This window comes from Pseudomonas sp. BW16M2 (genome assembly GCF_014268865.1).
In the GTDB taxonomy this organism is placed as follows: domain Bacteria; phylum Pseudomonadota; class Gammaproteobacteria; order Pseudomonadales; family Pseudomonadaceae; genus Aquipseudomonas; species Aquipseudomonas peradeniyensis.
Map to the genome: position 1 here is coordinate 1 of NZ_JABWRI010000017.1, position 24711 is coordinate 24711.

A 24711-nucleotide genomic window follows, 5' to 3' on the forward strand; every position below is an offset into this window, starting at 1 on the left:
GGGCCTGTTGACCAACTGGATGGGCTACCTGCTGCTGGCCGGCACGGTGTTCGCCTTGGGCTTGGTCAAGCTGCCGGATAGCTGGGCGGTGGGCGCCGGCGGCCTGCGTCTGATCGGCGTGTTGATGGTGGCGGTCGCATTGGCCTACCTGTTCGCCTGTGCCTTCGCCAAGCGGCGAACGTGGGACCTGCGCGGGCACGAAGTCACCCTGCCGAGCCTGCGCCTGGCGTTGTGCCAGGTAGCCCTGGGGGTCAGCAACTGGGCTTTGATGGCGGCGCTGATCCACCTGCTGCTGCCGCCGGAGCTGTTCTATCCGTCGGTATTGGGCGTGCTGCTGATCAGCTGCGTGGCGGGCGTGGTCGCGCATATTCCCGCAGGGCTCGGCGTGCTCGAGGCTGTGTTCCTCGCCCTGCTCCACGGCCAGCTCGGCCAAGGCACGCTGGTCGCCGCGCTGCTGGGTTATCGAACGTTGTACTACCTGACTCCGCTGCTGTTGGCGGTGGTCACCTACCTGATCCTCGAGAAGCGTGCCAAGGCCTTGCGCCGACAGGCCGGGCCGGCCCTCGACAAGCGCTGAAACTCGGCGTTTTCGCCGGACCGTAGAGGCAGGCGATCCACGTTGGGTTATGCGCGGTGCCAGGCAATCCCGGCACCGCGTGCCTTCACTTACGAGCGGCCACCCTTGCGGCCGGACTCGGTCTGGCGGTGGTCGCCGCCACTGCTCTGACCGCCCTTGCGGCCGGCTTCGGATGCCTTCTCGCGGTCATTGGCAAAGTTGCCCGGGTTCTTCGATCCACCCTGGCTGCCGGTCTTGTTGCTGTCCTGCCGACCGGTCATGTTGCTGTCTTTGTTGGCCATGGTTGCAAAACCTCGTGTGGCTAGGGGATGCACGGCTGCATGCCGTACAGGATTGGGAGTACGGCGATAAGGAGGGATTCGGATTATTCCGGGGTGATCGGACCGGTGGCGCTAAACATGCCGATGCCCTGTATCTGGGACGCAAGCGGATGCAGGCATGGTTGACCCTTTCACGCACTCTGGCATAATTCACACTACCTACCGGTCGGTAGGTTTATTTTTCCAACGGATTTCCCAGTCATGCCTGCCTCCCACCTGCGCTTCGCCGCCTCCCTCGCCCTGATCGGCGCCCTCGGCCCTTCGGCCATCGACATGTACTTGGCCAGCCTGCCGGAAATGGCCCGCGACTTCGCCACCGGCTATACCCAGGTGCAGCTGACCCTGACCGTGTTCCTGCTGGCAATGGGTGCCGGTCAATTGCTGTTCGGCCCCGTGGTCGACGCCCTGGGCCGTCGTCGCCCGCTGCTCGCGGGACTGATGGTGTTCAGCCTGGCCTCCCTTGGCGCGGCCGCCGCGCCTTCGCTGGACCTGTTGCTGATCGCACGCCTGGTCCAGGGCCTGGCCAGCGCGCTGACGCTGGTGGTGATCATGAGCATGGTGCGCGACAGCGCCGACGGCGCGCGGGCGGCGCAGATCTTCGCCCTGCTGATGACCATCGAAGGCCTGGCGCCGATCCTCGCCCCGGCGCTGGGCGGGGTGATCGATGCGGCCTATGGATGGCGGGCGATCATGCTGGTGCTGGCCGGGCTAGGGCTGCTGACCCTGCTCAATTCGATACTGACGCTCGGCGAAACCTTGCCTGCAGGGCAGCGGGTACGCCTGGCACCAACCACTGCATGGCACACCTATGCGCGCATCGCCGCCGACGGCGCCTTCATGCGACCGGCCCTGGCGTTGTCGGCGGTGTTCTTCTTCCTGTTCGCCTACATCGCCGGCTCCGCCTACGTGTACCAGCAGCACTTCGGCCTTTCCAGCGCCCACTTCGGCCTGCTGTTCGGGGGCTGTGGCGTGGCCATCCTGCTCGGCGCGGCGCTGTCCGGTTACTGGGTAACGCGCCATGGCGTGGCCCGCGTGGCCTGGTGGGGCGCGCTGTGCATGGGTGGCGGCGCGCTGCTGACAGTACTTGCCGGGCTGAGCGGCGCGGGCCTGGCGCTGTTGCTGGCGGGCGTGGTACTGGCGCTGTTCGGCTTAGGCATTTGCGAGGCCACCTTGATGGCCCTGGCGATGTCGTCGCAACAACGTGACGTCGGCTCTACCGCAGCGTTGCTCGGTGCCCTGCAACTGGTGATCTCGTCCAGTGCCACACCGTTGGCCGGGCACCTGGCAACGCTGGGGCCGCTGGCCTGGGCCTGGCTGCTGGCGGCCGCTGCCTTGGTGATCGTCGGTTTGACCCGCGCCGCCGCGGCAAAGACAATCAGCGCCTCGCCCCATCCCAGCGTCAACCCGGAGTGACCGCTTTGAAAGCCCTGACCCCTTCCGCCGCGCGCATCTGCGACCATGCCGTCGAGCACTTTGCCGAACACGGCTACGACGGCTCGTCGCTGAACGAGATCGCCGTCCTGGCGGGCATGCGCAAGGCCTCGCTGTATGCCCATTTCGCCAACAAGGATGCGTTGTTCGTGCACGCCTTCGAACGGGCGCTGGCAGACGAGACCGCCTACGTCGAGGCCGGATTCGGCCACGAGGCGGCGGACCGCGAGGCACCGGGACACTGGCACCCGCTGCACCTGGCCGAGCGCTACGCCGCCTCGGCCAACCTGCGCTTCGTGCTGCGCACGGCGTTCCTGCCGCCGGCGCCGATTCGTGCGATCGTCACCGGCGGCTTCGAGGCCTACCTGGAGCAGATCCGCCTGGGCTTCTGCCAGGCCCTGCGCGAGCGCCATGCCTGGGCCCGCAGCGATGGCAACAAGCTGGAGCTGTATGGTGATGCGTATCTGGGGATCATCGACAGCCTGCATGTGGAACTGTTGTATGCGAACCCGGCGGTGTATGCGCGGCGGGCGGCTTCGTTGCTGAAGATTCTTGATGATTCGCTGTATCTTGCCGGGCTGTAGCAGGACCCTGTATACGACTAAAGGGCCCCGCGATAGGGTGACCAGCGCTCACGGCATCAGGGCCTGACTTTCTTCAGCTCATTCAGTAGTCCCATCAACTGCTCCAGCTTGTCCTCGCCGAACTGACGCTGGATCTCCTGGTAATTGCGCTCCATCTCCTCGCTCATGGCCAGGAACGCCTGCTGGCCACGCACGGTCAGGCTGATGAAGATCCGCCGCTGGTCCTCCGGCGACTTGCGCCGGCCCACCAGGCCGTCGCGCTCCAGGCGCTTGAGCACGCCGCTCATGCTCGGTTTGAGGATGCAGGCCAGGTCCGCCAACTGGTGGCTTTCCAGCTCGCCCTGCTGGCGCAGGATGCGGATTACCCGCCACTGCTGCTCGGTCAGGTCGTGGGCATTGAGGGCCGGACGGAAGAACGCCATGGTCGCTTCGCGGGCCTGCAACAGGGTCAATGTCAGGGAGGGTCTAGGATTGGTCATCAGGATAAACGGCTGGTTTTATTAAGATATTAATAAAGTGAAAACCATTTTCACCCGTGCTGTCCAGCCCCTGTGAAAAGTACCAGCGCTCCCGGCAAACGCCCATTTTCCACGCACCGCCTTCGTTGCACGATCAGTTGAAGCCCCCAGCCCGGAACTGATCGCCCCATGTCAACGCAATCCCGCCTGGCGCTGGCGGTACTCTCCCGGCGTCATCTGCGCATGGCGCTGGAAGAAGCGGCTGAAATACGCCGGATCCTTGAACCCCAGCCGGTAGCAGATCTCGTTGGCCGAACCGCCGGTGTACAGCAGCAACCGCCGCGCCTCCTGCATCAGCCGTTCGAACACCAGACGCTTGGACGGCAGGTCGGCCATGCGCCGGCACACATCGTTCAGCCGCGCCTCGGTCACCCCCAGCGCCGCCGCATAGGCCGGCAGCGTCCAGTGGTCGAGGTAGTGGCGCTCGATCAGCTCGTTGAAGCGATGGAACAGCTGCAGGTCCTCGTGCCGCGCGGGCGTGGCCTCCAGCGAATTGGCGCCCAGGCGCAGCAGGCTGATCATCACCAGGCGCGCCAGGTCCTGCACCGCGGTGCCCTGCCCGGCCTGGCCATGGCCGATTTCATCGCCGAGCAGGTCGAACAGCTGCTCCAGGCGCCGTACCTCGCCGGCCGCCGCGCCCTGCAGATGCCCCAGGGCAACGCAGGCCGGTTGCAGCCGCGGGCCCAAGGCAAGCCCGGGCTCGGCCTGCAGCAGTTGCCAGACCAGTTGCTGGCGCACGGTCAGCACATGGCCGTCGGCGTCGGCCTCGGTGACGAAGGCATGGGGAATGGTTGGCGGGGTGAGGAAAAACATCGGCCCGGACTCGTGGTAGCGCTGCTCGTCCAGGTACACCCGCACGCTGCCGGTCTTGACGTAGTGCACCTGGAAGAAGCGGTCGTGGCGGTGCACCGGCATGTTGCGGCCGAAAAAACCGGCCAGGTTGCCCAGGCGGTCGTAGTGCACCTCGCTGTCGCTGTAGCGCTGGTCGTAGACCTGACCGATGTTGATGTTGGGGATCGGCTGTCGTTCTTTCATTGTTGTTCTCGCAGCGGTGAAACGCGCCGGGGAAACCATCGTAGCACCACCAGCCAGCGGTGGACGCCTTGACGATCGTTAACATATTAAATATAACGTTAACACATTAACAAAAACACCACGAGGCGCCCCTGGTCGCCTCAATCACCGCAGGAGAAAAGCATGAGCCGTGCCTTGCACGAGGTCGCCAACGGCAGCTTGTTCGGCGTCGCCCTGAACTACCAGGGCCTGCTGCAGCAGCATCTGGCATCCTTCCATGAAGCGCCGTACCGGCAGCCGCCGGTCAAGCCGGTGCTGTTCATCAAGACCCCGAACACCCGCAACGGGCACGCCCAGCCAGTGACCTACCCGTCGGCAGTCGAACGCCTGCAACCCGGCCCCGCACTGGGTGTGGTGATCGGCAAGGACGCCAGCCGCGTCAGCGTCGACGACGCCCTCGCGCATGTGGCCGGCTACACCATCGTCAACGAGTTCAGCCTGCCCGAGGACAGCTACTACCGCCCGGCGGTCAAGGCCAAGTGCCGCGACGGCTTCTGCGCCATCGGCCCGCAGCTGGTGCCGGCCGCGCAGGTCGGCAACCCCGACGCGCTGGGCATCCGCCTGTGGATCAACGGCGAGCTGCGCCAGCAGAACACCACCGCCAACTGCGTGCGCGGCGTGGCCCGGCTGATCGCCGAGATCAGCGAGTTCATGACCCTGCATGCCGGCGACGTGCTGATCACCGGCACCCCCGAAGGCCGCGTTGATGTGCTGCCCGGCGACCGGGTGACGGTCGAGATCGACGGCCTCGGCCAGCTGACCAACCCCATCGTCGCCGAACAAGGACTCGCCCCATGAAGCACGCCCGTATCCAGTTCGATGGCCAGGTCCATCAGGTCACCGTCGAGGACGACCAGCACCTGCGCCTGGCCGATGGCCGCCTGGTCCATGCCGACCAGGTCACCTGGTTGCCGCCGGCCACCGGCAACATGTTCGCCCTGGGCCTGAACTACGCCGACCACGCCGCCGAGCTGGCCTTCACCCCGCCCACCGAACCGCTGGCCTTCATCAAGTCGCCGGGTACCTACACCGGGCACGAGCAGGTCACCTGGCGCCCGGACAACGTCAAGTACATGCACTACGAGTGCGAGCTGGTGGCGGTGATCGGCAAGCCGGCGCGCAACGTCAAGCGCGAGGACGCCCTCGCCTACCTGGCCGGCTACACGGTGTGCAACGACTACGCCATCCGCGACTACCTGGAGAACTACTACCGCCCCAACCTGCGGGTGAAGAACCGTGACGCCACCACCCCGGTGGGTCCGTGGATCGTCGACGTCGCCGACGTGCCGGATCCGTCGAAGCTGACGCTGCGCACCTGGATCAACGGCGAGCTGAAACAGCAAGGCAGCACCGCCGACATGATCTTCGACATCCCCTACCTGATCGAATACTTCTCCAGCTTCATGACCCTGCAGCCCGGCGACATGATCGCCACCGGCACCCCGGAAGGCCTGGCCGACGTGGTGCCGGGCGACGAAGTGGTGGTGGAAGTGCAAGGCGTCGGCCGCCTGGTCAACCGAATCGTCAGCGAAGCCGAGTTCTTCGCCCGCAAAGCACACGAGGCAACAGCATGATCAAGCACTGGATCAACGGCCGCGAAGTCGAGAGCCGCGACACTTTCATCAACTACAACCCGGCCACCGGCGAAGCCATCGGCGAAGTCGCCAGCGGCGGCGCCGAGGAAGTCGCCCAGGCCGTGGCCGCGGCCAAGCAAGCCTTCCCGAAGTGGGCCAACACCCCGGCCAAGGAGCGCGCCCGGCTGATGCGCCGCCTGGGCGAGCTGATCGACCAGAACGTACCGCAGCTGGCCGAACTGGAGACCCTGGACACCGGCCTGCCGATCCACCAGACGCGCAACGTGCTGATTCCCCGGGCCTCGCACAACTTCGACTTCTTCGCCGAGGTGTGCACGCGCATGGATGGCCACACCTACCCGGTGGACGACCAGATGCTCAACTACACCCTGTACCAGCCGGTGGGCGTGTGCGGGCTGGTGTCGCCCTGGAACGTGCCGTTCATGACCGCCACCTGGAAGACCGCGCCGTGCCTGGCCCTGGGTAACACCGCGGTGCTGAAGATGAGCGAGCTGTCGCCGCTGACCGCCAATGAGCTGGGACGCCTGGCGGTCGAGGCCGGCATCCCCAATGGCGTGCTCAATGTGATCCAGGGCTACGGCGCCACTGCCGGCGATGCCCTGGTGCGCCACCCGGACGTGCGCGCCATCTCCTTCACCGGCGGCACCGCCACCGGCCGCAAGATCATGCAGACGGCGGGCCTTAAGAAGTACTCCATGGAACTGGGCGGCAAATCGCCAGTGCTGGTCTTCGAGGACGCCGACCTGGACCGTGCCCTGGACGCCGCGCTGTTCACCATCTTCTCGCTCAACGGCGAGCGCTGCACCGCCGGCAGCCGGATCTTCATCCAGGAGAGCGTGTACCCGCAGTTCGTCGCCGAGTTCGCCGCCCGCGCCAAGCGCCTGGTCGTCGGTGACCCGACCGATCCGAAGACCCAGGTCGGCTCGATGATCACCCAGCAGCACTACGACAAGGTCACCGGCTACATCCGCATCGGCCTCGAGGAAGGCGCACGCCTGGTGGCCGGTGGCCTGGAGCGTCCGGCCGGGCTGCCGGCGCACCTGGCCAAGGGGCAGTTCATCCAGCCGACGGTGTTCGCCGATGTGAACAACTCGATGCGCATCGCCCAGGAAGAGATCTTCGGCCCGGTGGTCTGCCTGATCCCGTTCAAGGACGAGGCCGAGGCGCTGCGGCTGGCCAACGACACCGAATACGGCCTGGCTTCGTACATCTGGACCCAGGACATCGGCAAGGCCCACCGCCTGGCCCGCGGCATCGAGGCGGGCATGGTGTTCATCAACAGCCAGAACGTGCGCGACCTGCGCCAGCCGTTCGGCGGGGTGAAAGGCTCGGGTACCGGGCGCGAAGGTGGGCAATACAGCTTCGAGGTCTTCGCCGAGATCAAGAACGTGTGTATATCCATGGGTAGCCATCACATTCCGCGCTGGGGCATCTGACGTCATCGCGGGACAAGTCCGCTCCCACAAAGGCATCGGTTCGTGGGAGTGGGCTTGCCCCGCGATGCGGCCACAACAACAATCACAGGAGATTCCCATGGGCACACTCGCTCTCGCCGCCAAGATCACCCATGTACCCTCGATGTACCTGTCCGAACTGCCCGGCCCGCGCCAGGGCTTTCGCCAGGCGGCCATCGACGGCCACCACGAGATCGGCCGGCGCTGCCGCGAACTGGGCGTGGACACCATTGTCGTGTTCGACACCCACTGGCTGGTCAACGCCAACTACCACATCAACTGCGCCGCGCACTTCGAAGGCCTGTACACCAGCAACGAACTACCGCACTTCATCGCCAACATGGACTACGGCTTCCCCGGCAACCCCGAACTGGGGCGGATCCTCGCCGAGCAATGCAACCGCCTGGGCGTGGAGACCATGGCCCACGACGCCACCACCCTGGCCCCGGAGTACGGCACCCTGGTGCCCATGCGCTACATGAACGCCGACCGTCACTTCAAGGTGATCTCGGTCTCGGCGCTGTGCACCTCGCACTACCTCAATGACAGCGCGCGCCTGGGCTGGGCCATGCGCAAGGCGGTCGAGGACCACTACGACGGCACCGTGGCCTTCCTCGCCAGTGGCTCTTTGTCGCACCGTTTCGCCCAGAACGGCCAGGCCCCGGACTTTGCCACCAAGGTATGGAGCCCGTTCCTGGAGACCCTCGACCACCGCGTGGTGCGCATGTGGCAGGACGGCGACTGGGCCGACTTCTGCGCGATGCTGCCCGAGTACGCGGTCAAGGGCCACGGCGAAGGTTTCATGCACGACACCGCCATGCTGCTCGGCGCCCTGGGCTGGTCGCAGTACGACGGCAAGGCCGAGGTGGTGACGCCGTACTTCGGCTCCTCCGGCACCGGCCAGATCAACGCGATCTTCCCGGTCACCCCGCAGGACGGCCGCGCGATCCCCGCCGCCCAGGCCTCGAACCCGGCCGGCGTCACTTCCACCAGCCGCCTGTAAGGAGCACCGTCATGCCCCATCTGGTCCTGCTCTACAGTCCGGACATCGAGGCCGAGACCGATATGCCCGGCCTGTGCCGCGCCCTGGCCGACTGCATGCTCGCCCAGCGCGATGAAGATGATCGACAGGTGTTCCCCACCGGCGGCACCCGCGTGCTGGCCTACCCGGCCGCCCACGCGGCGATCGCCGATGGTCGTGGCGACTACGGCTTCGTCTACGCCAACCTGCGCATGGGCAGCGGTCGCAGCGCCACGGTGCACCGGCAGGTCGGCGATGCGCTGCTGGCGGTGCTGCGCCGGCAGCTGGACGCGCTGCTGGAACGTCGCCCGGTCGGCGTGACCCTGCAGATCGATGAAAGCCAGGCGCAGGTGTACGACGCCAAGCACAGCAGCCTGCATCCCCTGTTCACCCGTCAGCCCTGAGGTCTCCATGCTCGACGCCCGCATCATCCAGCAAGCCGCCGCCCGCCTCGACCAGGCCGAACGCACCCGCGAACAGGTCGGCCAGTTCTCCCTGGAACACCCCTCGATCAGCATCGAGGACGCCTACGCCATCCAGCGCGCCTGGGTGGCGCAGAAGATCAAGGACGGCCGCAAGCTGGTCGGCCACAAGATCGGCCTGACTTCCCGGGCCATGCAGGTCTCCTCGAACATCACCGAGCCGGACTACGGCGCGCTGCTCGACGACATGCTGTTCGACGAAGGCAGCGACATTCCCTTCGAGCGCTTCATCGTGCCCCGGGTCGAGGTGGAGCTGGCGTTCATCCTCGGCAAGCCGCTAAAGGGGCCGAACGTGACCCTGTTCGACGTGCTCGACGCCACCGAGTGGGTGATTCCGGCCCTGGAGATCATCGATGCGCGCATCCAGCAGGTCGACCCGTTCAGCGGCGCCACCCGCAAGGTGTTCGACACCATCTCCGACAATGCCGCCAACGCCGGCGTGGTCATGGGCGGCCGCGCCGTGCGCCCGGGCGACGTCGACCTGCGCAAGGTGCCGGCGGTGCTGTACCGCAACGGCGTGATCGAGGAGTCCGGCGTGTCGGCGGCGGTGCTCAACCACCCGGCCAAGGGCGTGGCCTGGCTGGCCAACAAGCTGGCGCCATACGACGTGGGCCTCGAAGCCGGCCAGATCATTCTCGGCGGCTCGTTCACCCGCCCAGTGGCCGCCCGCCCCGGCGATACCTTCCACGTCGACTACGATCAACTCGGTTCGATCGCCTGCCGATTTATCTGAGGACCCGCCATGGACATGCCCATCAACACCTTCAAGCAACGCCTGCGCGCTGGCCAGGCGCAGATCGGCCTGTGGCTCGGCCTGGCCGACCCGTACTGCGCGGAGCTGGCGGCCAATGCCGGCTTCGACTGGCTGCTGCTCGACGGCGAGCACGCGCCCAACGACCTGCGCAGCCTGCTCGGCCAGTTGCAGGCGCTGGCGCCCTACCCGGCCCAACCCATCGTGCGCCCGGTGATCGGCGATACCGCGCTGATCAAGCAGTTGCTGGATATCGGCGCGCAGACCCTGCTGGTGCCCATGGTCGAAAGCGCCGAGCAGGCACGCCAGCTGGTGCGGGCGATGCGCTACCCGCCCCACGGCATGCGCGGTGTCGGCAGCGCGCTAGCGCGGGCGTCACGCTGGAACAGCCTGCCCGACTACCTGGACCAGGCCGACGAACAGATGTGCCTGCTGGTGCAGGTGGAGAACCGCGAAGGCCTGGCCAACCTCGATGCGATCTGCGCTGTCGAAGGCGTCGATGGCGTGTTCATCGGCCCCGCCGACCTCAGCGCCGCCATGGGCCACCGGGGCAACCCGGGGCATCCCGAAGTGCAGGCGGCCATCGACGACGCCATCGTGCGCATCGGCCGTGCCGGCAAGGCGGCGGGGATCCTCAGCGCCGACGAAGCGCTGGCGCGCCGGTACATCGAGCTGGGCGCGGCGTTCGTCGCCGTGGGAGTGGACACCACGGTGCTGATGCGCGGCTTGCAGGGGTTGGCGGGCAAGTTCAAGGAGGGGAACGCTGCCATCGCCCAGGGCGGTGTCTACTAGGCTTTGTAGGGCGTAAGCTCGATGTTGGGAGCGGTCCGGTAACAGCAGGAAGCAGCACTGGCCCCTCCGGCAGCACCATGCTAGCCTCCGCGCGCCCCGCCCTGCGGGGTCGCAACAACATCGAATCAAGGAGTCAGGCAATGGACCTGCAGTTTCTGGGCACCTCTTCCGGTGTGCCCACCAAGGCCCGCAACGTCAGTGCGACCGCGGTCATCGAATCCTCCGGCACCGGCTGGTACCTGGTCGATTGCGGCGAAGGTACCCAACACCAGTTGCTGCACAGCCCGCTGTCGGTGCGCGACCTGCGCGCCATCCTCATCACCCATGTGCACGGCGACCACTGCTTCGGCTTGCCGGGGCTGCTGGCCAGTGCCGGCATGTCGGGGCGCAAGGAACCCTTGCAGCTGGTGCTGCCAGCCGAGCTTCAGGCTTGGGTGCGCCAGAGCCTGGCGGTCAGCGATACCTACCTGCCCTTCGAGCTGCAGATGCAGCCGGTCGAGACCTTCACCGGGCTGGAACATGGCAATGTGCAGATCGGCGTGGTCGAGCTGTCGCATCGGGTGCCGTCCTACGGTTTCGTGTTCGAGGAACGTGACCCAGAGCCACGGCTGGACACCCAGCGCCTGCAGGCCGACGGCATCCCCGCCGGGCCGTTGTGGGGGCAACTGGCCCGTGGCAGGACTGTCGAGCACGAGGGGCGCCAGCTCGACCCGCAGGCCTACCTGCAACCGACGCGCCCGGCGCAGCGGATCATCGTCTGTGGCGACAATGATCGCCCGGAGCTGTTGAGCACGCTGGCGGCGAACGTGGATGTGCTGGTCCATGAGGCGACCTTCACCCAGCCGGTGGTCGAGCGTGCCCAGGCCACCTTCGGCCACAGCACCGCCGCCGCAGTGGCGCGCTTTGCCGAAACGGCGGGCGTGAGGAACCTGGTGCTGACGCATTTCAGTGCTCGCTACCAGTCGGGCGGTGGGCGTGGTGGCTCCATCGATGAAGTCCGCGAAGAGGCGCAGGCGCACTACAACGGACACCTGACCCTGGCCCGGGACCTGCAGCGTTATCGGTTTGGCCGTGATGGGGTGTTGGTAGAGGTGGAGTAACACCCCGGACGGGGACCTATCGCGGGGCAAGCCCGCTCCCACGAAAGGCCGCACAATGCTACTGATTCCTGGGCGATCTCCTGCCGCGTCAATGCGCCGGATGCTGCGCCACGCTGGCCGCCAGGCAATAGCGATCCCGCCCCTGACGCTTGGCTTCATAAAGCGCCGCATCCGCCGCCGCCATCAGGTTCTCCGGGGTCACCGTCTCCAGCGTTGGTGCGCCCACCGCGATACCGGCACTGGCCGTGACATGCCCCAACGGGCTGCCGGCATGCTCGATGGCCAGCCGACGCAACAGCTGCAGGATCTCCAGGACGATCTGGCTGGCACCCTGGACATCGGTATCGGGCAACAACAGGGTGAACTCCTCGCCACCATAACGCACCGCCAGATCCCCTGGGCGCTTCAGCGCCTGTTGCAGCAGCTCGGCGAAACGCCGCAGGCACTGGTCGCCCGCCGGGTGGCCGTAGCGGTCGTTGTAGGCCTTGAAGTAGTCCAGGTCGAGCATCACCAAAGCCAGCGGCCGGCCCTGACGCCGCGCCCGGCGGATCTCCGGTTCGAACACCGCGTCCAGCCGCCGGCGGTTGCCCAGCCCGGTCAGGCTGTCGCTCAGGGCCAGCGCCTTGAGGGTCTGGTGGGCCTGGTGCAGCGCGCGCTCGATGGCGATGCGCTCGCGCAACTGGCGCAGGACGATCCAACCGAAACCGGCCAGGCCGACCAGCAGCAGGACCAGCACGGCCAGTGACTTGATCATGTCATGCCGCCAAGGCGCGACGATCGACTCGCGGGACAAGCCCGCCTGCACCACCAGCGGATAGCTGGACAGCGCGCGGAACGCATACAGCCGAGTGGTGCCATCAACCACCGCCACCGCCTCGGCCACCCCTTCGCTGGCGTAGGGCAGGTAAAGTCGGAAGATCTCGCTGCCGGCCAGACTGCGGCCGATGACCTGCTCGACGAAGGGCCGGCGCACGAGGATGGTGCCGTCGCGCTTGGCCAGCACCAGGGCGCCACGTTCATCGATCTTGAAGTCGCCGTAATAGCGCACGAACCAGTCGACCTTGATGGTGCCCAGCAGCACCCCGGCGAAGCGCCCATCAGGCAGGTCCAGGCGCCGCGAGATAGGGATGATCAGGTCGCCCGTGGAACGGCTGCGCACCACCGAGCCGATACGCACCTGGCGATCGGCGTGGGTCTGGTGGTAGATGAAATAGTCGCGGTCGGCGTTATTGGCCCCCGGCGGCACGGCATCCTTGTCGGTGACGATCCAGCTGCCATCGGCGCCATAGACGAACAGGCCGTGCAACTGCGGCATGATCCGCACCTGTTGCTTGAGCAGGGCGTGCATCCGCGCTCGATCGACATGGGCAAAGCCATCGCCTTCCAGGCGCTCGGCCAGGACCGCGGTGATCGCGTCCACCTGGCGGATGGCGTCCTCGGCGTGCTGGGCGGTGGCCCGGGCCAGGTTGGTGACCGCATTCTCGGCATCACCGAACACCTGCCGGTACTCGCGCCAGATCCGCCAGCCCTCGATCAGCACGAATGCCAGCATGACCACCGCCATGAAACCCAGCACCAGGCGGAACAACGACACGGCGCGGCCCTCGCCGGTCACCGCGAAGACGCCGTCATCAGTCTGTTTCCTGGCTGCTGCCATCAAAGTCCCTTGTCGTCACGCACTGGCCGCTCATCACTATAGTTCAGACAGGCCACTGTCTATCACCTGTAGGAGCGGCCTTGTGCCGCGAAAGGGCCGCAAAGCGGCCCCGGCGATCTCTGCGTCAATGCTGACATCCTGGGGCCGTTGCACGGCCCTTTCCGGCCGGTCCGACGCCTCGGCGAGGCCGCTCCTACAAGGGCCCGTTCAACCAAGTTCCGCCACGATCATCTCCATCAACGCCCGCACCCGCCTCGGCTGCACCCGGGTCGGCGGATAGACGATCTGCAGCGCCACCGGTCCGGCGCTGAAGTCGCCCAGCACCTCCACCAGCCGGCCACTGTCCAGGTCATCGCGCACATCACGCAGCGACTTCAGGCACAGGCCATGCCCGGCCAGGGCCCAGCGCCGCACCTGCTCACCGTTGTTGGCGACCCGCCGCCCGCGCACGCTGACCGGATACGCCGCCGCGCCCAGGCGAAACGGCCAGACCCGCTCGGTATGGATGCCGAAGCGCATGACAATGCAGTCGTGCCGCGCGAGGTCGTCCGGGTGCAGCGGTGTGCCGTGCCGAGTCAGGTATGCGGGCGCGGCGCACACCACCCGGCGATTGTCGCCCAGCGGTCGGGCGCGCAGGGAGCTGTCGGCCAATGTGCCGTAGCGGATGGCGAAGTCGATGCCCTGCCCGACAAGGTCGACGTAGCCATCGGTCAGGTCCAGGTCGATCGACACGTCGGGGTGCGCCTCCAGGAAGCGGTCGAGCAGTGGCGCAATGCAGTGCTGGCCGAGGTCCACCGGGGCGCTCAGGCGCACCAGCCCGGAGATCTTCTGCTGGCCGTGGCGCAGCTGGCTCTCCAGCTCGTCGGCCTCGGCCAGCAGGCGCCGGGCGCCGTCGGCCAGCAGGCGACCGGCGTCGGTCAGGCTGAGCGAGCGGGTGCTGCGGGTCAGCAGCGCCACCCCGTAATGCGCCTCCAGCGCCGACAGACGCTCGGACACCGTGGCTGGTGACAGTCCGCGCTCACGGCCCGCCGCCGACAGGCTGCCCTTTTCGATGATGGTGAGGAACAACGCCAGTTGATCCAGCATGGCTTTCGACTTTTCCGAAATATGATTTTGCCTTTCGGCTGATTATTAGCGATTTTCTCGCTAATTACACTGCCCGGCATCGAAACCCATGCACTCAGGAGCGAACCGATGACCAGCAGAAGAGACTTCATGAAAGGCACCCTCGCCGGCGGCATCGCCGTGGCGGCGGGCGCGGCACTGGCGAGCGACCCCGGCAGCAGCAACGGGGCGACGCCAGGGAGCGGCGGTGGCAAGGCGTTCTGGCCCAACGGCGCGCAACTGGTGATCTCGGTGTCGTTGCAGTTCGAATCGGGCGGCCAGCCGGAGCATGCCGAAAGCCCCTTCCCGCCCCTGGACCCACGCTACCCCGACACCATCGCCCCCAGCTGGTATCGCTACGGCCCGCTGGAAGGCGTCCCGCGCCTGCTCGCGCTGTTCGACCGGCACGGCATCAAGGTCACCTCGCACATGGTCGGCAAGGCCGTGGAAGCCTACCCGGAGCTGGCGGCCGAGGTGGTCCGGCGCGGTCACGAGGCCGCCGGGCACGGCCTGCACTGGGCGCCCCAGTACAGCCTGACGCCCGCCGAGGAGCGCCACCAATACAAGCAGGCCAGCGTCATCATCGAGCGCGTCACCGGGCAACGTCCGCTGGGTTTCAACGCGTTCTGGATGCGCCACTCCCGCGAGACCCTGAATATCCTCCAGGACCTGGGTTTCCTCTACCACATCGACGACCTGGCCCGCGACGAGCCCTCGATCACCCCGGTGCGCGGCAAGCCGTTCGCCGTGGTGCCCTACACCCTGCGCAACAATGACATCGGCCGCATCGCCGGGTCCACGGCGATGACCGGCGCCGCCTTGCTGCAGGAGCTCAAGGACGAGTTCGACGTGCTGTACGCCGAAGGCCGCCAGCGCCGCCGGCTGATGTCGCTGTCGGCCCATGACCGCATCGGCGGCACGCCCACCGTAGTGCGGGCGCTGGACCAGTTCTTCGCCTATGCCCGCAGCCATGCCGGGGTGGCGTTCATGCGCAAGGACGACATCGCCCGCTGGACCCTGGCCCAGGGCGATGCGCCGGTCAATCCGCCGCGGGTGTTCGGCTGATCGCAGGCCAGCCTGGCCCAACCTGTAGGAGCGGCCTTGTGCCGCGAAAGGGCTGCAAGGCAGCCCCGGCGACCTTTGCATTAAAGCTGAAATCCAGGGGCCGCTCTGCGGCCCTTTCGCGGCACAAGGCCGCTCCTACAGCCCCACCAGGCCCGCCTGGCGCATGAACGCCAGGTTGTCCTCCAGATGCCAGTCCTCGGCGATCCGGCCATCGGCGATGCGATAGATGTCCATGGCGATGAAGTCGATGGCCTGGCCCTGCCCCTGGTGCTCGCCCAGCGTGCCGGTGAAATGGCCGGTGAAGCGCAGCGCCGCGGTGACCCGGTCGCCGGCAACGATCATCTGCAGCACCTCGCAGCGCAGGTCCGGCACCGCCGCGCGGAATGCCCGGGAAGCCTTCAGCGGCCCTTCGACGCCCTGTGGCCGCCCCGGCGGCAGGGTGTTGTCGCGAAAGTCGGCGGCCAGCGCGGCGCGGGCCATGGCCTCGTCGCCGGTGTTCCAGAAGGTGTCGTAGCGGCGGGCGGCGAGGATCTTTTGCTGCGCCTGGGCCTCGGGCAGGCTCTGGTCGACCACCAGCGTGACCGGCGTCACCAGTTCGCTGGCGTTGCCCAGGTTGGCCGCCGCGCTCAGCAGCAGCATGGAGATCCAGCGGGCGGCACGCAGCGCCGAAGCCTTGGTTTCGGTGTTCATCCTGATTTCCTTCAGTGCGTTTACAAGGGGGCATGGCGCGGCCGCGAACCATGCACAACAGCCTAACCAGCCCCGACGAAGTGCTCAAGAAGGCACTTTTCACTCACCTGATTACCTTGGAGTAACCCATGGCCCACTACCGCGAATGCCCGGCCTACGACGTCTTCGCCCCGAACTGCCCGGCACGCCTGGTGCTCGATCGCCTGGCCGACAAGTGGGTGCTGCTGCTCATCGACCGCCTCAGCGCTGGCGAGCGGGTGCGCTTCAACCAGCTGCGCCGGGATATCGCTGGCGTCTCGCAGAAGGTGCTGTCGCAGACCCTGAAGAAGCTCGAGCGCGACGGCCTGGTGGAACGCCAGGTACACCCGACCGTGCCGCCCACCGTCGAATACGCCCTGACCGAACTGGGCGCGACACTGGGTGGCACGGTGGAGCAACTGGCGCATTGGGCGGAGTCGAACATGCCGGCGATTGTTCAGGCTCGGCAACGCTACGATAAGAGGCCGGCCCCAGGATCCCCCTACAATGCACTTTCCCTGTAGGAGCGCCTTGCCGAGGCGTCGGACCGGTCGGAAAGGGCTGCAAAGCAGCCCCGGCGATCTTTGCATCAATGCGGAAATCCCGGGGCCGCTGTGCGGCCCTTTCGCGGCGCAAGGCCGCTCCTACAGAGAAGCGCGTAACCTCGGCTCACGGCTGCTGATACTGACTCAGGTACTTGTCCAGCACCGCCTTGTCCCCGCCACCTGCCACAACCGCCGCTCGATTCCCTGGGCCAGCAAGTGGCCCACCTCGGCCTAGGCATCCCCCATCAGTCGATTAGAGGATGGCTCAAAAAGGGGCTTCTTTAGATCTAGGCAAGACGACTTGCGTGTCACCTTCTCTCAGAGATCGGACCTCTATTAAAGGATATGCAGACTCCCTTATAATAACTTCCATGTTTCTACGGTGAGAAGGGTATTCGGGAAGCTGGCCAAAAGTAAAGTCTCTACCCTGTTTAAGGCGCCCCATATTTTGGACATACACACCATACAAGCCAGGTGTCTTACCCTTGACATCTCTTATGTAAAGACCAATTTTTACAGTCAGATCTTTCATCACCGCAAGATAAAACCCTGGACCAAAATCTGGCTCACTGTCGTAATTACTCCCGATGAATTTCGGATCCAGACCCAATTTCAGGCTGGCACCATTCTCTATCGAACTAGTATGATATCCAATCAAATCCCAGTCCTTTGGTGCATGGCCTTGGGGTGGGCGATCAATTAGCGAAGGTAATGAGTTGGATCTTGTTCTAGGTACACCTGTCACTTTGTAGACATCCATAGCAGCCTGCCTATACCTATAATAGTTAAAACTCGGTGACAAGGACGGTATGGGGCTATGCCCGTTCGTGTCTATTAGATTTACCGGGTCCCCCATACAGTAACTATATGCATTCAAACCACCCGAATCGAACGGACTGATATCATCCGGTGAGTTGAAACGCATCAAGTTCACACAGAACATCCTATAACCATTACCCAATATGTAATTCCTGACCAATCGATCTACTTGTTCACCATTGAACCCGAGTAATCTATCCCCCTTTTGGCAATGACCATACACTGTGTAGGTGGAGGTCTGAAGCGAATGGCGTGAACTCATCCTGCCGAGCACTGTCTGCGACTTATCGACGTTCAATAAAACCATACACCCTCCTTTTGCACTGCTACCGCACCAACAACCTTTAACACTACATCCTGCCACCGTTCTCACTACCAAATGCACCACGTGTAGTTTCAGCAGCAAACCTGCTCACACTCAACACTAGCGCATCAGTAAATCGTATCGACAACGTCGCCCTACGCTAACCATTACAGACAAGCGTCAAACCTACCACTGGCATAATTGCTAGTTGTCATATTTTGCATCTGCGCTACCCAAGCAATTATATTGTCTTCGGGGACATCGACGTGCTTTCAGGTTATACAACTGATTCAGTCTCCTAGTCCCCCAAGCGCAATCACGGTTTCTGATTCTGGCTGAGATACTTGTCCACCGTAGCCTGCCCTTGCGCCCCATCCCCCGCCACCTGCCACAACCGCCGCTCGATCCCCTGGGCCAGCAGGTGGCCCACCGCGGCTTCGATAGCCGACAGCACGCACAGCTGCGCCGGCTCGTTGGTGGTGTAGCCCACCTCGGCCTCGAGCAGTTTCTTGAACTCGATGAACTTGAACACCCCGGCGTTCTGCCCGACCGAGTAGATGGTCTTGCTGGTCATCACGTTGGCCAGCACCTGGCCGGTGCGTACGTCCACCGCCCGCAGGTTGACCGTGACCTGGTCGACCCGGTACTCGCGGGACAGGCCGATGCCCAGGTAGCGGGCGCCCTCACCGCCGCTGCGCACGTTGGTGTCGTAGGCGATGATACCGCCCTCGAGCATCAGGTTGGCCGCCTGCAGCGGCGGCAATTCGCCCTGGATGTTTTCCGCGACGTCGGGCTTCTTCTGCGAGGCGCGGATGATCTTGCGCTCGGTCAACAGGTTCTGCAGGCCCTCGCGCTCCAGCACCACGAACCAGCCGCTGGCGTTGAGCGCGTCCATCAGCATGCTCGCCGCCCCCTGGGTGACACTGGTGGAAAACGAACTGGCCGGGGTCGGCTTGTATTGCCCGGTCTGGTCGCGGAAGCCGTACACCACCGCCATCAGCCGGCCGCGGGGCCGGGGCATGTTGACCAGGTCGTAGTAGGTCGAGGCCCGCGGCGTCAGCGTCGGGGTCTCGGGGTCCTGTTCGGCGGGCATCGGCTCGCGCAGGCCGCAACCTGGCAGGCTACCCAGGGCGGCGAGGACCAGCAGTGTGCTCAGCAGGCGTTTCATGGCGTTCTCTCCCCAGTAAAGACCCGTCCCTCTCAGGGGTTCAGGCCGCTGACCTCGATGATCGAGACTTCCCCGGTAGCCCGGTCGGTGACCTTGATGCTCAGCGCCCCCGAGTCGTCGATGACGTCGATCAGGAAGGCATCGGTGGACATGCTGCCGGTGTTGCCGTTGCTGATGTTGTCCAGCAGCTGCCCGAGCAGGCGCGACTCGAGCTGGTTGCTGAAGCGCTCCAGGGCCGAGGTGCCGGCGAATGCCGAGCTGCGGTCCTTGAGGTCGGGATCGTCGTAGTCGTTCTGCGCCTGGGCGTTGTTCAACAGCCAGGTGCCATTGATCGGGTTGCCGCCGAAGGACGGGTTGACCGGGGTGTACACCAGCTCCGTGGCCAGGGCCTGGCCACCGAGGCCGGCGGCCAGCAGGCAGGCGGCGATGCGTCGTGCAAGGTGGGTGCTCATAGCTCGTCCCTCTCCAGATCGGTTGTGTCCTGCAGCAGTCGTTGCAGCTTGCGCTGGACGATCTGCTGCCTGACCAGGTCGGCGGCCGCGATGGCCTCGTCGTTGAGTTGCGTGGTGTTGGGCGGCAGGAAACGCCGGTACAGCACCTCGCGCTCGTATTCCACCGTCACCAGGCTGCCCCAGCGGGCATCCGGGCGCTCGCGCACCACCAGGTTGAAGTCGAGCCGGCTGGTGGCGCGCAGCCGGTCGCTGAAGGCGTGATAGAAGTCGTGGCCGATGTGCGAGATGGTGTTGTCGACGATAAAACCCATCATCTCGTCCTCGGCACCCGCCCGGGCCTGGCCCTGCAGCAGCGCCAGGCACAGGCACAGCAGCGCGGCCAGGCGTTTCATGGCGCTTCTCCCGGGCCTGCGTGCTGGCGGGCGCCGCCGGCGCTTTCGGCAAAGGCCTGCTCGGCGACGAACTGCCAGTCGCTGTAGTGCTCCAGCCCTTCGAATGCGCTCCACTGGGCATCGAAACCGCTGCGTTTGAGCGGCGCGGCCTCGGAGCGGCTGTACACCCCGGTGATGCGGCCATCGACCGCGCGCAGCAGGCCCCACTCTTCGCCGCCGCCAATCGGGTCCGGGTAAAGCCTGCGCAGGTGGCGTTGCGGCGCCGGAAAGCGGTTGTCCTCCACCAGTTCACCCAGGTCCTGCGGGTACTGGGCCAGGCCCGGCGAGGCCCGGTAGTAGCTGCGCAGGGCCTGGGCGTACTGGCCGCCCACCCACAACAACTGGCGCTCGCGCTCGCGCTGCACGCTGGTGGCCCACAGGGTGCCGGTGGCCGCCAGGGCCACGCTGCTGACGGCGATCAGCAGCAGCACGCCCACGTAGGTGAAGCCGGTTTCACCATTCGGCATAGAGGCTGCCATCACGCGCCCTCCCGCTGGCTCCACTCTTGATGTCGGCCACCCCGCCGGCCACGCCCTCGGGCGGTGGCACCAGCTGCCAGGCATCGCGGCGTTCGGTGATCGGGTCGACCGGGGTGTTGCGCAGGTAGCGCTGCTCGACCAGTTGGTCGAGGGAATCGGGGTAGTGGCCGGTGTCGCCGTAGTAGTGGTCCAGGGCCTCGCGCAGCACCGCCAGGCTCTGGCGCAGGGTGGCCTCGCGGGAGGCCTCCAGGCTGTTGAAGTAGCGCGGCATGGCAATGGTCATCAGGGTGGCGATGATCGCCATCACCACTAGCAGTTCGATGAGGGTGAAGCCCTTGCTCGGTTTCATCGCCGTCACCATTGCCCGTAGGGGACGTTGTTGAGGCCCTTGCCGGCGGCCTTGGAATAGACGTCGAACACATCCTCGCCCTCGCGCGGATTGTCGGCCGCGCTGTCGTAGGCACGCAGGCCCCAGCCGCCCTGGTCGTCGGCCTTGGCGGCGCGCAGCGGGTCGTGGGGGATGCGCCGCAGGAAGTAGAACTTCGCGCCCTTGGCGCTGCGTACATCGCGCACGCCGTCCACCAGCACCTGTAGGTTCGGCGGATAGCCGCTGCCGTTCAGGCGCTTCTCGATGTAGCCGGCGTCGAAGGCGCGCTTGTAGGCATCGATGGCGTCGCGGATCTGGTACAGGGCCTCGCGCAGCTGCTGCTCCTTGCCCCGGCGCACCACAGTCTCGGTCAGTGGCGCGGCCATGCTGGCGAGCAGCCCGAGCAGCGCCAGGGTCAGCACCACCTCGATCAGGCTGAAGCCCTGCTGGCGGCGTGTCATGGCCGTGGCCTCGGGCTGGCCGGCACCACCGCCATCTGCCCTTCCACCAGCGGCGCCTCCTGCGATTCGCTACCCGGCACCTCGGTGGGCACGGCGCTGGCCGGCACCGGCTGGGCCAGCTGGCGCACCTGCAGGGCCGACTCGGTGCCGGTGGCGAACTCCATGTCCGACGGGCTCTGGTATGGCAGGTTGCGCACGATGCGCGGGGTGATCGCCAGCACCAGTTCGGACTTGCTCATGTCGTCCTTGTTGCTGCCGAACAGCCGGCCCAGGCCGGGAATGTCGCCCAGCCCCGGGATCTTGTTGCCGCTGGCGTTGTGGTCGTTGCGCACCAGCCCGGCCAGCACCTGGGTCTCGCCGTCGTGCAGGCGCAGGCTGGTCTGGGCGTTGCGGGTGTCGACCTGGACCGGAATGGTGCCCTGGCGGGTCGCCTCCAGGGGCGTGGCGTTGCTCACTTCCAGGGCCACCTTGATCGCCACCTCGTTGTTCAGGTGCACGGTGGGCTGCACCTCGAGCTTGAGGCCGACGTCCAGGTAGGTGACGCTCTCGGTGATCACCGGGCCCTGGGTCGAGGGCACCGAGGTGGCGCTGATGATCGGCACCCGCTGGCCGATGTGGATGCGCGCCTGCTCGCGGTTGCTGACCCGGATCACGGGGCTTGCCAGGGTGTTGATGTCCTTGTCCTGGGCGTTGATCTTGGCCTGTGGCGCTGGCGAGATGCTGATGCGACTGGAGTCGATGCCGCGCAGCTGGTCGAGCACGCTCACCGACTTGCCGTCGCTGGTCAGCACGCCGAAGGTGTTGGGCCATTGCAGGCCGAGGTCGAGGATGCGCGAGGTGGCCACCTCCATCACCTCCACCTCCAGCACCACCTCGGGGTTGGACTGGTCCTGGGACTGCAGCAGCTTCTCGGCCATGCGCACGGCGTCGGGGGTGTCGCGCATGGTCAGGGTGTTGAGGCGCTCGTCGACGAACACGTCACGGGTCTTGAGCATGGTCTTGACCATGTTCAGCGCGGTGTTGGCGTCGATGCTGGTCAGGTAGAAGGTGCGCATGACCAGCTCCTGGTAGTCCTTGGTCTTCTGCGGCGAGTCCGGGTAGATCAGCAGGGTGTTGTCGTTGACGATCTTCTGGCGCAGCTGGTTCTGCTCCAGCAGCAGGGCCACGGCGTCCTCGATGCGCACCTCGCGCACGAAGATGGTGGCCTTCATGTCCGGGCGCAGGTCCTTGTCGAAGATGAAATTGATCCCGGCGACCTGGGCCAGCACCTCGAAGATGGTCTTCAGGTCAGCATCGCGAAACTCCAGGGTCACCGGCCGCTCCAGCTTGCTGCGCAGCTGCGGGTACGGCGTGGCGGTGCGCGCCTGGACATTCTCGATGTCGCTGCGCAGGGTCTGGCCCTTCTGGTTCTGCGGATCCAGGCGCAGCACCTCGCGCATGTAGCGTTCGGCGCCGAACAGGTCGCCCTGGCGCAACGCCGCCTGGCCGAGGGCGACGCGATCGTCGAGGGTGCGGATCAGCTCCAGCTGGCGGATGCCTTCCTGGGCGCGGCGGTTGTTCGCCTCGATGGTCAGCACCCGGCCGTAGCCCATGCGCGCGCCGGCGAAGTCGTGGCGCACGCGGTCGCTGTCGGCCTGGGTCAGCAGCGCCTCGACCGCGGCCTGGCGGCCGTGGGCCAGGGCGATGTTCAGTTCGGTGTCGCGCGGGTCCTCGCGCAGGGCCTCTTCCAGGCGGGCGATCCCGGCCTCGTACTGGCCTTCCTTGATCAGTTCCTGGCTGTCCTTGCGCGCGGCGCTCGAGCCGCATCCGCCGATGGCCACGCACAGGGCCAGGAGCATGAACGGCGCAGGCTTGCACAACTTCGACGATTTCATGGTGCGCTCCCGACAGACAGGGTCTGTGGCTGGTGCAGTGGCAGGTAGACCAGGCTCAGCTCGGTGGCCGAGACGTGATCCAGACGGTAGGTTTCATCGATCACGTCGCCCTGGCGCACGACGTAGAGTTTGTCGCCGCTCTGCAGGAAGATCTGCAGGTCGTCGCGCTCGCCCATGCGGCCGATGAAGCGGAACGGCAGTATCGGGGCGGTGGGCGCGGCGGCCACCGGGGTGGCGACCACGGGTTGCTCGGTGACGGTGGCCAGGGCTTGGGGTGGGGTCCATTGCTGGCTGGGGAACAGGTCGCGTGAAGGGCTGGCGGCCTCATCGCGGGGCAAGCCCGCTCCCACCGGGACCGTGGATGCTGCGTGGGAGCGGGCTTGCCCCGCGATCGGGCCAACCTCCTCCTCCACACCAAACCAGTGCCCCGGTGCCCACGCCAGCGCGGCACTCAACCCCAGGAACCCGGCCCACATCACCGCACGCTGAGTGTTCATCACGACCTCGACAGGTAAAGGGTCATGCGCACACGACCGGTCAGTTCCCGGTCACCGATCCGCTTGCGCTGCAGCTCCAGGTCTTCCAGCACCAGGGTCGGCAACTGGCCGAGCAGCGCCTTGAGAAAGCCGCGTATCTGCGGGTAGCTGCCGCGCACCGGCAGGACGATCTGGTAGCGCGCCAGCTGGGTCTTGGGGTCCACCCCAAGGGCGTACTCACCGCGGGACAGGCTGATGCGCTCGGCGCTGGCCAGGTGGTACAGGCGCTCGATCAGCTCGCTGGCCTGGGGCTGGCCGGGCAACTGCTGACGCAGTTCGTCCAGTGCCTGCTGCTCGGGCCGGGCCTGGACCTTCAGCTCGCCACGCGCCAGGCGCTGCACCTGAGCAGTGGCGTCGGCCTCGCTGGCGCGCAGCTCGCGCACCGCCTGCCACTGCGGCAGCACCCCGGCCAGGGCGACGGCCAGCGCCAGGGCACCGACCAGCACGGCGGCCAGCCCTGCCCGGCCCAGGCGCCGCAGCGCTTCATGGACGATCAGGCTAGGGACGCGCATGGCCGGTCTCCCAGGTGGCGGTGAGGTTGAAGCGCACCGGATGCTCGGCCTGTCCGGCCAGCACTTCATGGTTGAGCAGCGACACGTCGGACAGCTCGCTGCTGCGCTCCAGGCGCTGGTGGTACTGCAGCATCGCCTCTAGGTTGCGCGCCTCGGCGCTGATGCGGACCTGGCCCTTGCGCGCATCGGGGGTAAGGCTGAGCAGCGCCACGTCTTCCTGGGGCATCGCCTCGAGCATGGCGAACAGTTGCTGCCAGGGCCGCTGCAGCTGCTGCGAGACGCTGCGCATCTGTGCCAGGCGCTCGGCCTGCTCGCGGATTACTGCGCTGCTCTGCACGGCGGCGGTGGCCGGGCGCCGGCCGAGCTTGAGTTCGAGCTGATGCACGCGGCCTTCGAGGTCCACCTGCTCGCTCACCAGTTGCTGCTGGGCCAGCACCAGCACCGCCAGCACGGCACCGCCCAGGGCCAGCAACGACCAGGCCAGGGGGCTGCTGTGACGGGGCTGGAATTCCAGGTCGAGGCGGCGCATG

At 66.2% G+C, this 24711-nt stretch carries 29 protein-coding genes and 3 pseudogenes; 13 read left to right on the forward strand and 19 right to left on the reverse strand.

Annotated features, from left to right (window positions below; genetic code table 11):
* Positions 1-577, forward strand: a pseudogene (locus tag HU735_RS16150) (UPF0104 family protein); the annotation flags it as partial.
* Between the two features lie 89 nt (positions 578-666).
* Here the strand turns inward: HU735_RS16150 and HU735_RS16155 are convergent.
* Positions 667-858 carry a KGG domain-containing protein gene (locus tag HU735_RS16155; protein ID WP_186714310.1) on the reverse strand — a complete coding sequence of 64 codons (192 nt, stop codon included), beginning with the start codon at positions 856-858 and terminating at the stop codon, positions 667-669.
* Positions 859-1098: 240 nt separating this feature from the next.
* Between HU735_RS16155 and HU735_RS16160 the strand changes: the two genes are divergently transcribed.
* On the forward strand, positions 1099-2310 hold the full coding sequence (locus HU735_RS16160) for a multidrug effflux MFS transporter (RefSeq protein ID WP_186714311.1): 1212 nt from the start codon (positions 1099-1101) through the stop codon (positions 2308-2310).
* Between the two features lie 5 nt (positions 2311-2315).
* Positions 2316-2912 carry a TetR/AcrR family transcriptional regulator gene (locus HU735_RS16165; RefSeq protein WP_186714312.1) on the forward strand — a complete coding sequence of 199 codons (597 nt, stop codon included), beginning with the start codon at positions 2316-2318 and terminating at the stop codon, positions 2910-2912.
* Between the two features lie 56 nt (positions 2913-2968).
* Here the strand turns inward: HU735_RS16165 and hpaR are convergent, their stop codons facing one another.
* Positions 2969-3391: a homoprotocatechuate degradation operon regulator HpaR gene (hpaR, locus tag HU735_RS16170; RefSeq protein WP_186714313.1), complete on the reverse strand. Its 423-nt coding sequence runs from the start codon at positions 3389-3391 to the stop codon at positions 2969-2971.
* Positions 3392-3562: 171 nt separating this feature from the next.
* The gene (gene hpaA, locus HU735_RS16175; protein ID WP_028688922.1) at positions 3563-4465 is read right to left on the reverse strand and encodes a 4-hydroxyphenylacetate catabolism regulatory protein HpaA; all 903 of its coding nucleotides are present in this window, start codon (positions 4463-4465) and stop codon (positions 3563-3565) included.
* 162 nt (positions 4466-4627) lie between these two features.
* On the opposite strand from hpaA, the gene HU735_RS16180 reads away from it, so the two are divergent.
* The 8 genes from HU735_RS16180 (at position 4628) to HU735_RS16215 (ending at position 11699) form a co-directional block, all read left to right on the forward strand.
* Positions 4628-5302 (forward strand): fumarylacetoacetate hydrolase family protein, encoded by a 675-nt coding sequence (locus HU735_RS16180; protein ID WP_186714314.1) that lies wholly within the window; start codon positions 4628-4630, stop codon positions 5300-5302.
* A complete protein-coding gene (locus HU735_RS16185) occupies positions 5299-6078 on the forward strand; it encodes a fumarylacetoacetate hydrolase family protein (RefSeq protein WP_186714315.1) in 780 nt (259 codons plus the stop codon). The genes HU735_RS16180 and HU735_RS16185 overlap by 4 nt, the downstream gene beginning before the upstream one ends.
* Positions 6075-7535 (forward strand): 5-carboxymethyl-2-hydroxymuconate semialdehyde dehydrogenase, encoded by a 1461-nt coding sequence (hpaE, locus tag HU735_RS16190; protein ID WP_186714316.1) that lies wholly within the window; start codon positions 6075-6077, stop codon positions 7533-7535. The genes HU735_RS16185 and hpaE overlap by 4 nt, the downstream gene beginning before the upstream one ends.
* A gap of 97 nt (positions 7536-7632) precedes the next feature.
* Positions 7633-8556 (forward strand): 3,4-dihydroxyphenylacetate 2,3-dioxygenase, encoded by a 924-nt coding sequence (hpaD, locus tag HU735_RS16195; protein ID WP_186714317.1) that lies wholly within the window; start codon positions 7633-7635, stop codon positions 8554-8556.
* 11 nt (positions 8557-8567) lie between these two features.
* Complete coding sequence (locus HU735_RS16200; RefSeq protein WP_186714318.1) at positions 8568-8978, forward strand: 5-carboxymethyl-2-hydroxymuconate isomerase; 411 nt, start codon at positions 8568-8570, stop codon at positions 8976-8978.
* Positions 8979-8985: 7 nt separating this feature from the next.
* Entirely contained in the window at positions 8986-9789 is an 804-nt protein-coding gene (gene hpaH / locus HU735_RS16205) for a 2-oxo-hept-4-ene-1,7-dioate hydratase (RefSeq protein ID WP_186714319.1), read from the forward strand.
* Positions 9790-9798: 9 nt separating this feature from the next.
* Positions 9799-10599 carry a 4-hydroxy-2-oxoheptanedioate aldolase gene (hpaI, locus tag HU735_RS16210; protein ID WP_186714320.1) on the forward strand — a complete coding sequence of 267 codons (801 nt, stop codon included), beginning with the start codon at positions 9799-9801 and terminating at the stop codon, positions 10597-10599.
* Positions 10600-10739: 140 nt separating this feature from the next.
* Entirely contained in the window at positions 10740-11699 is a 960-nt protein-coding gene (locus HU735_RS16215) for a ribonuclease Z (protein ID WP_186714321.1), read from the forward strand.
* 88 nt (positions 11700-11787) lie between these two features.
* Here the strand turns inward: HU735_RS16215 and HU735_RS16220 are convergent, their stop codons facing one another.
* Both HU735_RS16220 and HU735_RS16225 read right to left on the reverse strand, forming a co-directional pair.
* Complete coding sequence (locus HU735_RS16220; protein WP_186714322.1) at positions 11788-13356, reverse strand: sensor domain-containing diguanylate cyclase; 1569 nt, start codon at positions 13354-13356, stop codon at positions 11788-11790.
* 207 nt (positions 13357-13563) lie between these two features.
* Positions 13564-14442 (reverse strand): LysR family transcriptional regulator, encoded by an 879-nt coding sequence (locus tag HU735_RS16225; RefSeq protein WP_186714323.1) that lies wholly within the window; start codon positions 14440-14442, stop codon positions 13564-13566.
* A 108-nt stretch (positions 14443-14550) separates the two neighbouring features.
* Between HU735_RS16225 and HU735_RS16230 the strand changes: the two genes are divergently transcribed.
* Positions 14551-15525, forward strand: coding sequence for a polysaccharide deacetylase family protein (locus tag HU735_RS16230; RefSeq protein ID WP_186714324.1), 975 nt, complete (start codon positions 14551-14553; stop codon positions 15523-15525).
* Positions 15526-15660: 135 nt separating this feature from the next.
* On the opposite strand, the gene HU735_RS16235 is transcribed toward HU735_RS16230, so the two are convergent.
* Positions 15661-16164 carry an ester cyclase gene (locus tag HU735_RS16235; protein ID WP_238349834.1) on the reverse strand — a complete coding sequence of 168 codons (504 nt, stop codon included), beginning with the start codon at positions 16162-16164 and terminating at the stop codon, positions 15661-15663.
* Positions 16165-16343: 179 nt separating this feature from the next.
* On the opposite strand from HU735_RS16235, the gene HU735_RS16240 reads away from it, so the two are divergent.
* Positions 16344-16757 carry a helix-turn-helix domain-containing protein gene (locus tag HU735_RS16240; protein ID WP_186714326.1) on the forward strand — a complete coding sequence of 138 codons (414 nt, stop codon included), beginning with the start codon at positions 16344-16346 and terminating at the stop codon, positions 16755-16757.
* A 145-nt stretch (positions 16758-16902) separates the two neighbouring features.
* Here HU735_RS16240 and HU735_RS27125 read toward each other — a convergent pair.
* The 13 genes and pseudogenes from HU735_RS27125 to HU735_RS16295 form a co-directional block, all read right to left on the reverse strand.
* Positions 16903-17009: pseudogene (locus tag HU735_RS27125) on the reverse strand (curli production assembly/transport protein CsgG); the annotation flags it as partial.
* Positions 17010-17043: 34 nt separating this feature from the next.
* Entirely contained in the window at positions 17044-17538 is a 495-nt protein-coding gene (locus HU735_RS27130) for a hypothetical protein (RefSeq protein WP_238349836.1), read from the reverse strand.
* A gap of 69 nt (positions 17539-17607) precedes the next feature.
* Positions 17608-17904 (reverse strand): annotated as a pseudogene (locus tag HU735_RS27135) (RHS repeat-associated core domain-containing protein); the annotation flags it as partial.
* Positions 17905-18217: 313 nt separating this feature from the next.
* Positions 18218-19069: a CsgG/HfaB family protein gene (locus HU735_RS16250; protein ID WP_186714328.1), complete on the reverse strand. Its 852-nt coding sequence runs from the start codon at positions 19067-19069 to the stop codon at positions 18218-18220.
* 32 nt (positions 19070-19101) lie between these two features.
* Complete coding sequence (locus tag HU735_RS16255; protein WP_050705917.1) at positions 19102-19521, reverse strand: curli assembly protein CsgF; 420 nt, start codon at positions 19519-19521, stop codon at positions 19102-19104.
* Positions 19518-19913: a curli production assembly/transport protein CsgE gene (gene csgE / locus HU735_RS16260; RefSeq protein WP_028688936.1), complete on the reverse strand. Its 396-nt coding sequence runs from the start codon at positions 19911-19913 to the stop codon at positions 19518-19520. The genes HU735_RS16255 and csgE overlap by 4 nt, the downstream gene beginning before the upstream one ends.
* Positions 19910-20431: a type II secretion system protein gene (locus HU735_RS16265; RefSeq protein WP_186714329.1), complete on the reverse strand. Its 522-nt coding sequence runs from the start codon at positions 20429-20431 to the stop codon at positions 19910-19912. The genes csgE and HU735_RS16265 overlap by 4 nt, the downstream gene beginning before the upstream one ends.
* Positions 20406-20780: a type II secretion system protein gene (locus HU735_RS16270; RefSeq protein WP_096050074.1), complete on the reverse strand. Its 375-nt coding sequence runs from the start codon at positions 20778-20780 to the stop codon at positions 20406-20408. The genes HU735_RS16265 and HU735_RS16270 overlap by 26 nt, the downstream gene beginning before the upstream one ends.
* A gap of 5 nt (positions 20781-20785) precedes the next feature.
* On the reverse strand, positions 20786-21259 hold the full coding sequence (locus tag HU735_RS16275) for a type II secretion system protein (protein WP_186714330.1): 474 nt from the start codon (positions 21257-21259) through the stop codon (positions 20786-20788).
* On the reverse strand, positions 21256-23133 hold the full coding sequence (locus HU735_RS16280; RefSeq protein ID WP_186714331.1) for a secretin N-terminal domain-containing protein: 1878 nt from the start codon (positions 23131-23133) through the stop codon (positions 21256-21258). The genes HU735_RS16275 and HU735_RS16280 overlap by 4 nt, the downstream gene beginning before the upstream one ends.
* Positions 23130-23630: a hypothetical protein gene (locus HU735_RS16285; RefSeq protein ID WP_186714332.1), complete on the reverse strand. Its 501-nt coding sequence runs from the start codon at positions 23628-23630 to the stop codon at positions 23130-23132. Before HU735_RS16285 ends, HU735_RS16280 begins: the two co-directional genes overlap by 4 nt.
* Positions 23630-24181, reverse strand: a complete 552-nt coding sequence (gene pilO, locus HU735_RS16290; protein ID WP_186714333.1) for a type 4a pilus biogenesis protein PilO — start codon at positions 24179-24181, stop codon at positions 23630-23632. Before pilO ends, HU735_RS16285 begins: the two co-directional genes overlap by 1 nt.
* Positions 24168-24710 carry a PilN domain-containing protein gene (locus tag HU735_RS16295; RefSeq protein WP_050705925.1) on the reverse strand — a complete coding sequence of 181 codons (543 nt, stop codon included), beginning with the start codon at positions 24708-24710 and terminating at the stop codon, positions 24168-24170. Before HU735_RS16295 ends, pilO begins: the two co-directional genes overlap by 14 nt.
* Between the last annotated feature and the right edge of the window lies 1 nt (position 24711).

What these genes read in the sequence shown, in the direction of transcription:
- HU735_RS16230 (WP_186714324.1), top strand. Translation starts at nt 14,551, where the DNA reads ATGACCAGCAGAAGAGACTTCATGAAAGGCACCCTCGCCGGCGGCATC.
- HU735_RS16250 (WP_186714328.1), bottom strand. Translation starts at nt 19,069, where the DNA reads ATGAAACGCCTGCTGAGCACACTGCTGGTCCTCGCCGCCCTGGGTAGC.
- HU735_RS16285 (WP_186714332.1), bottom strand. Translation starts at nt 23,630, where the DNA reads ATGAACACTCAGCGTGCGGTGATGTGGGCCGGGTTCCTGGGGTTGAGT.
- HU735_RS16220 (WP_186714322.1), bottom strand. Translation starts at nt 13,356, where the DNA reads ATGGCAGCAGCCAGGAAACAGACTGATGACGGCGTCTTCGCGGTGACC.
- pilO (WP_186714333.1), bottom strand. Translation starts at nt 24,181, where the DNA reads ATGCGCGTCCCTAGCCTGATCGTCCATGAAGCGCTGCGGCGCCTGGGC.
- hpaD (WP_186714317.1), top strand. Translation starts at nt 7,633, where the DNA reads ATGGGCACACTCGCTCTCGCCGCCAAGATCACCCATGTACCCTCGATG.
- HU735_RS16160 (WP_186714311.1), top strand. Translation starts at nt 1,099, where the DNA reads ATGCCTGCCTCCCACCTGCGCTTCGCCGCCTCCCTCGCCCTGATCGGC.
- HU735_RS16295 (WP_050705925.1), bottom strand. Translation starts at nt 24,710, where the DNA reads ATGCGCCGCCTCGACCTGGAATTCCAGCCCCGTCACAGCAGCCCCCTG.
- HU735_RS27130 (WP_238349836.1), bottom strand. Translation starts at nt 17,538, where the DNA reads ATGGATGTCTACAAAGTGACAGGTGTACCTAGAACAAGATCCAACTCA.
- hpaE (WP_186714316.1), top strand. Translation starts at nt 6,075, where the DNA reads ATGATCAAGCACTGGATCAACGGCCGCGAAGTCGAGAGCCGCGACACT.
- HU735_RS16265 (WP_186714329.1), bottom strand. Translation starts at nt 20,431, where the DNA reads ATGGCAGCCTCTATGCCGAATGGTGAAACCGGCTTCACCTACGTGGGC.
- HU735_RS16280 (WP_186714331.1), bottom strand. Translation starts at nt 23,133, where the DNA reads ATGAAATCGTCGAAGTTGTGCAAGCCTGCGCCGTTCATGCTCCTGGCC.
- hpaA (WP_028688922.1), bottom strand. Translation starts at nt 4,465, where the DNA reads ATGAAAGAACGACAGCCGATCCCCAACATCAACATCGGTCAGGTCTAC.
- HU735_RS16180 (WP_186714314.1), top strand. Translation starts at nt 4,628, where the DNA reads ATGAGCCGTGCCTTGCACGAGGTCGCCAACGGCAGCTTGTTCGGCGTC.
- csgE (WP_028688936.1), bottom strand. Translation starts at nt 19,913, where the DNA reads ATGAAACGCCTGGCCGCGCTGCTGTGCCTGTGCCTGGCGCTGCTGCAG.
- HU735_RS16275 (WP_186714330.1), bottom strand. Translation starts at nt 21,259, where the DNA reads ATGACACGCCGCCAGCAGGGCTTCAGCCTGATCGAGGTGGTGCTGACC.
- HU735_RS16215 (WP_186714321.1), top strand. Translation starts at nt 10,740, where the DNA reads ATGGACCTGCAGTTTCTGGGCACCTCTTCCGGTGTGCCCACCAAGGCC.
- HU735_RS16240 (WP_186714326.1), top strand. Translation starts at nt 16,344, where the DNA reads ATGGCCCACTACCGCGAATGCCCGGCCTACGACGTCTTCGCCCCGAAC.
- HU735_RS16235 (WP_238349834.1), bottom strand. Translation starts at nt 16,164, where the DNA reads ATGCTGCTGCTGAGCGCGGCGGCCAACCTGGGCAACGCCAGCGAACTG.
- hpaR (WP_186714313.1), bottom strand. Translation starts at nt 3,391, where the DNA reads ATGACCAATCCTAGACCCTCCCTGACATTGACCCTGTTGCAGGCCCGC.
- HU735_RS16200 (WP_186714318.1), top strand. Translation starts at nt 8,568, where the DNA reads ATGCCCCATCTGGTCCTGCTCTACAGTCCGGACATCGAGGCCGAGACC.
- HU735_RS16225 (WP_186714323.1), bottom strand. Translation starts at nt 14,442, where the DNA reads ATGCTGGATCAACTGGCGTTGTTCCTCACCATCATCGAAAAGGGCAGC.
- HU735_RS16270 (WP_096050074.1), bottom strand. Translation starts at nt 20,780, where the DNA reads ATGAAACCGAGCAAGGGCTTCACCCTCATCGAACTGCTAGTGGTGATG.
- HU735_RS16155 (WP_186714310.1), bottom strand. Translation starts at nt 858, where the DNA reads ATGGCCAACAAAGACAGCAACATGACCGGTCGGCAGGACAGCAACAAG.
- HU735_RS16185 (WP_186714315.1), top strand. Translation starts at nt 5,299, where the DNA reads ATGAAGCACGCCCGTATCCAGTTCGATGGCCAGGTCCATCAGGTCACC.
- HU735_RS16255 (WP_050705917.1), bottom strand. Translation starts at nt 19,521, where the DNA reads ATGAGCACCCACCTTGCACGACGCATCGCCGCCTGCCTGCTGGCCGCC.
- hpaH (WP_186714319.1), top strand. Translation starts at nt 8,986, where the DNA reads ATGCTCGACGCCCGCATCATCCAGCAAGCCGCCGCCCGCCTCGACCAG.
- hpaI (WP_186714320.1), top strand. Translation starts at nt 9,799, where the DNA reads ATGGACATGCCCATCAACACCTTCAAGCAACGCCTGCGCGCTGGCCAG.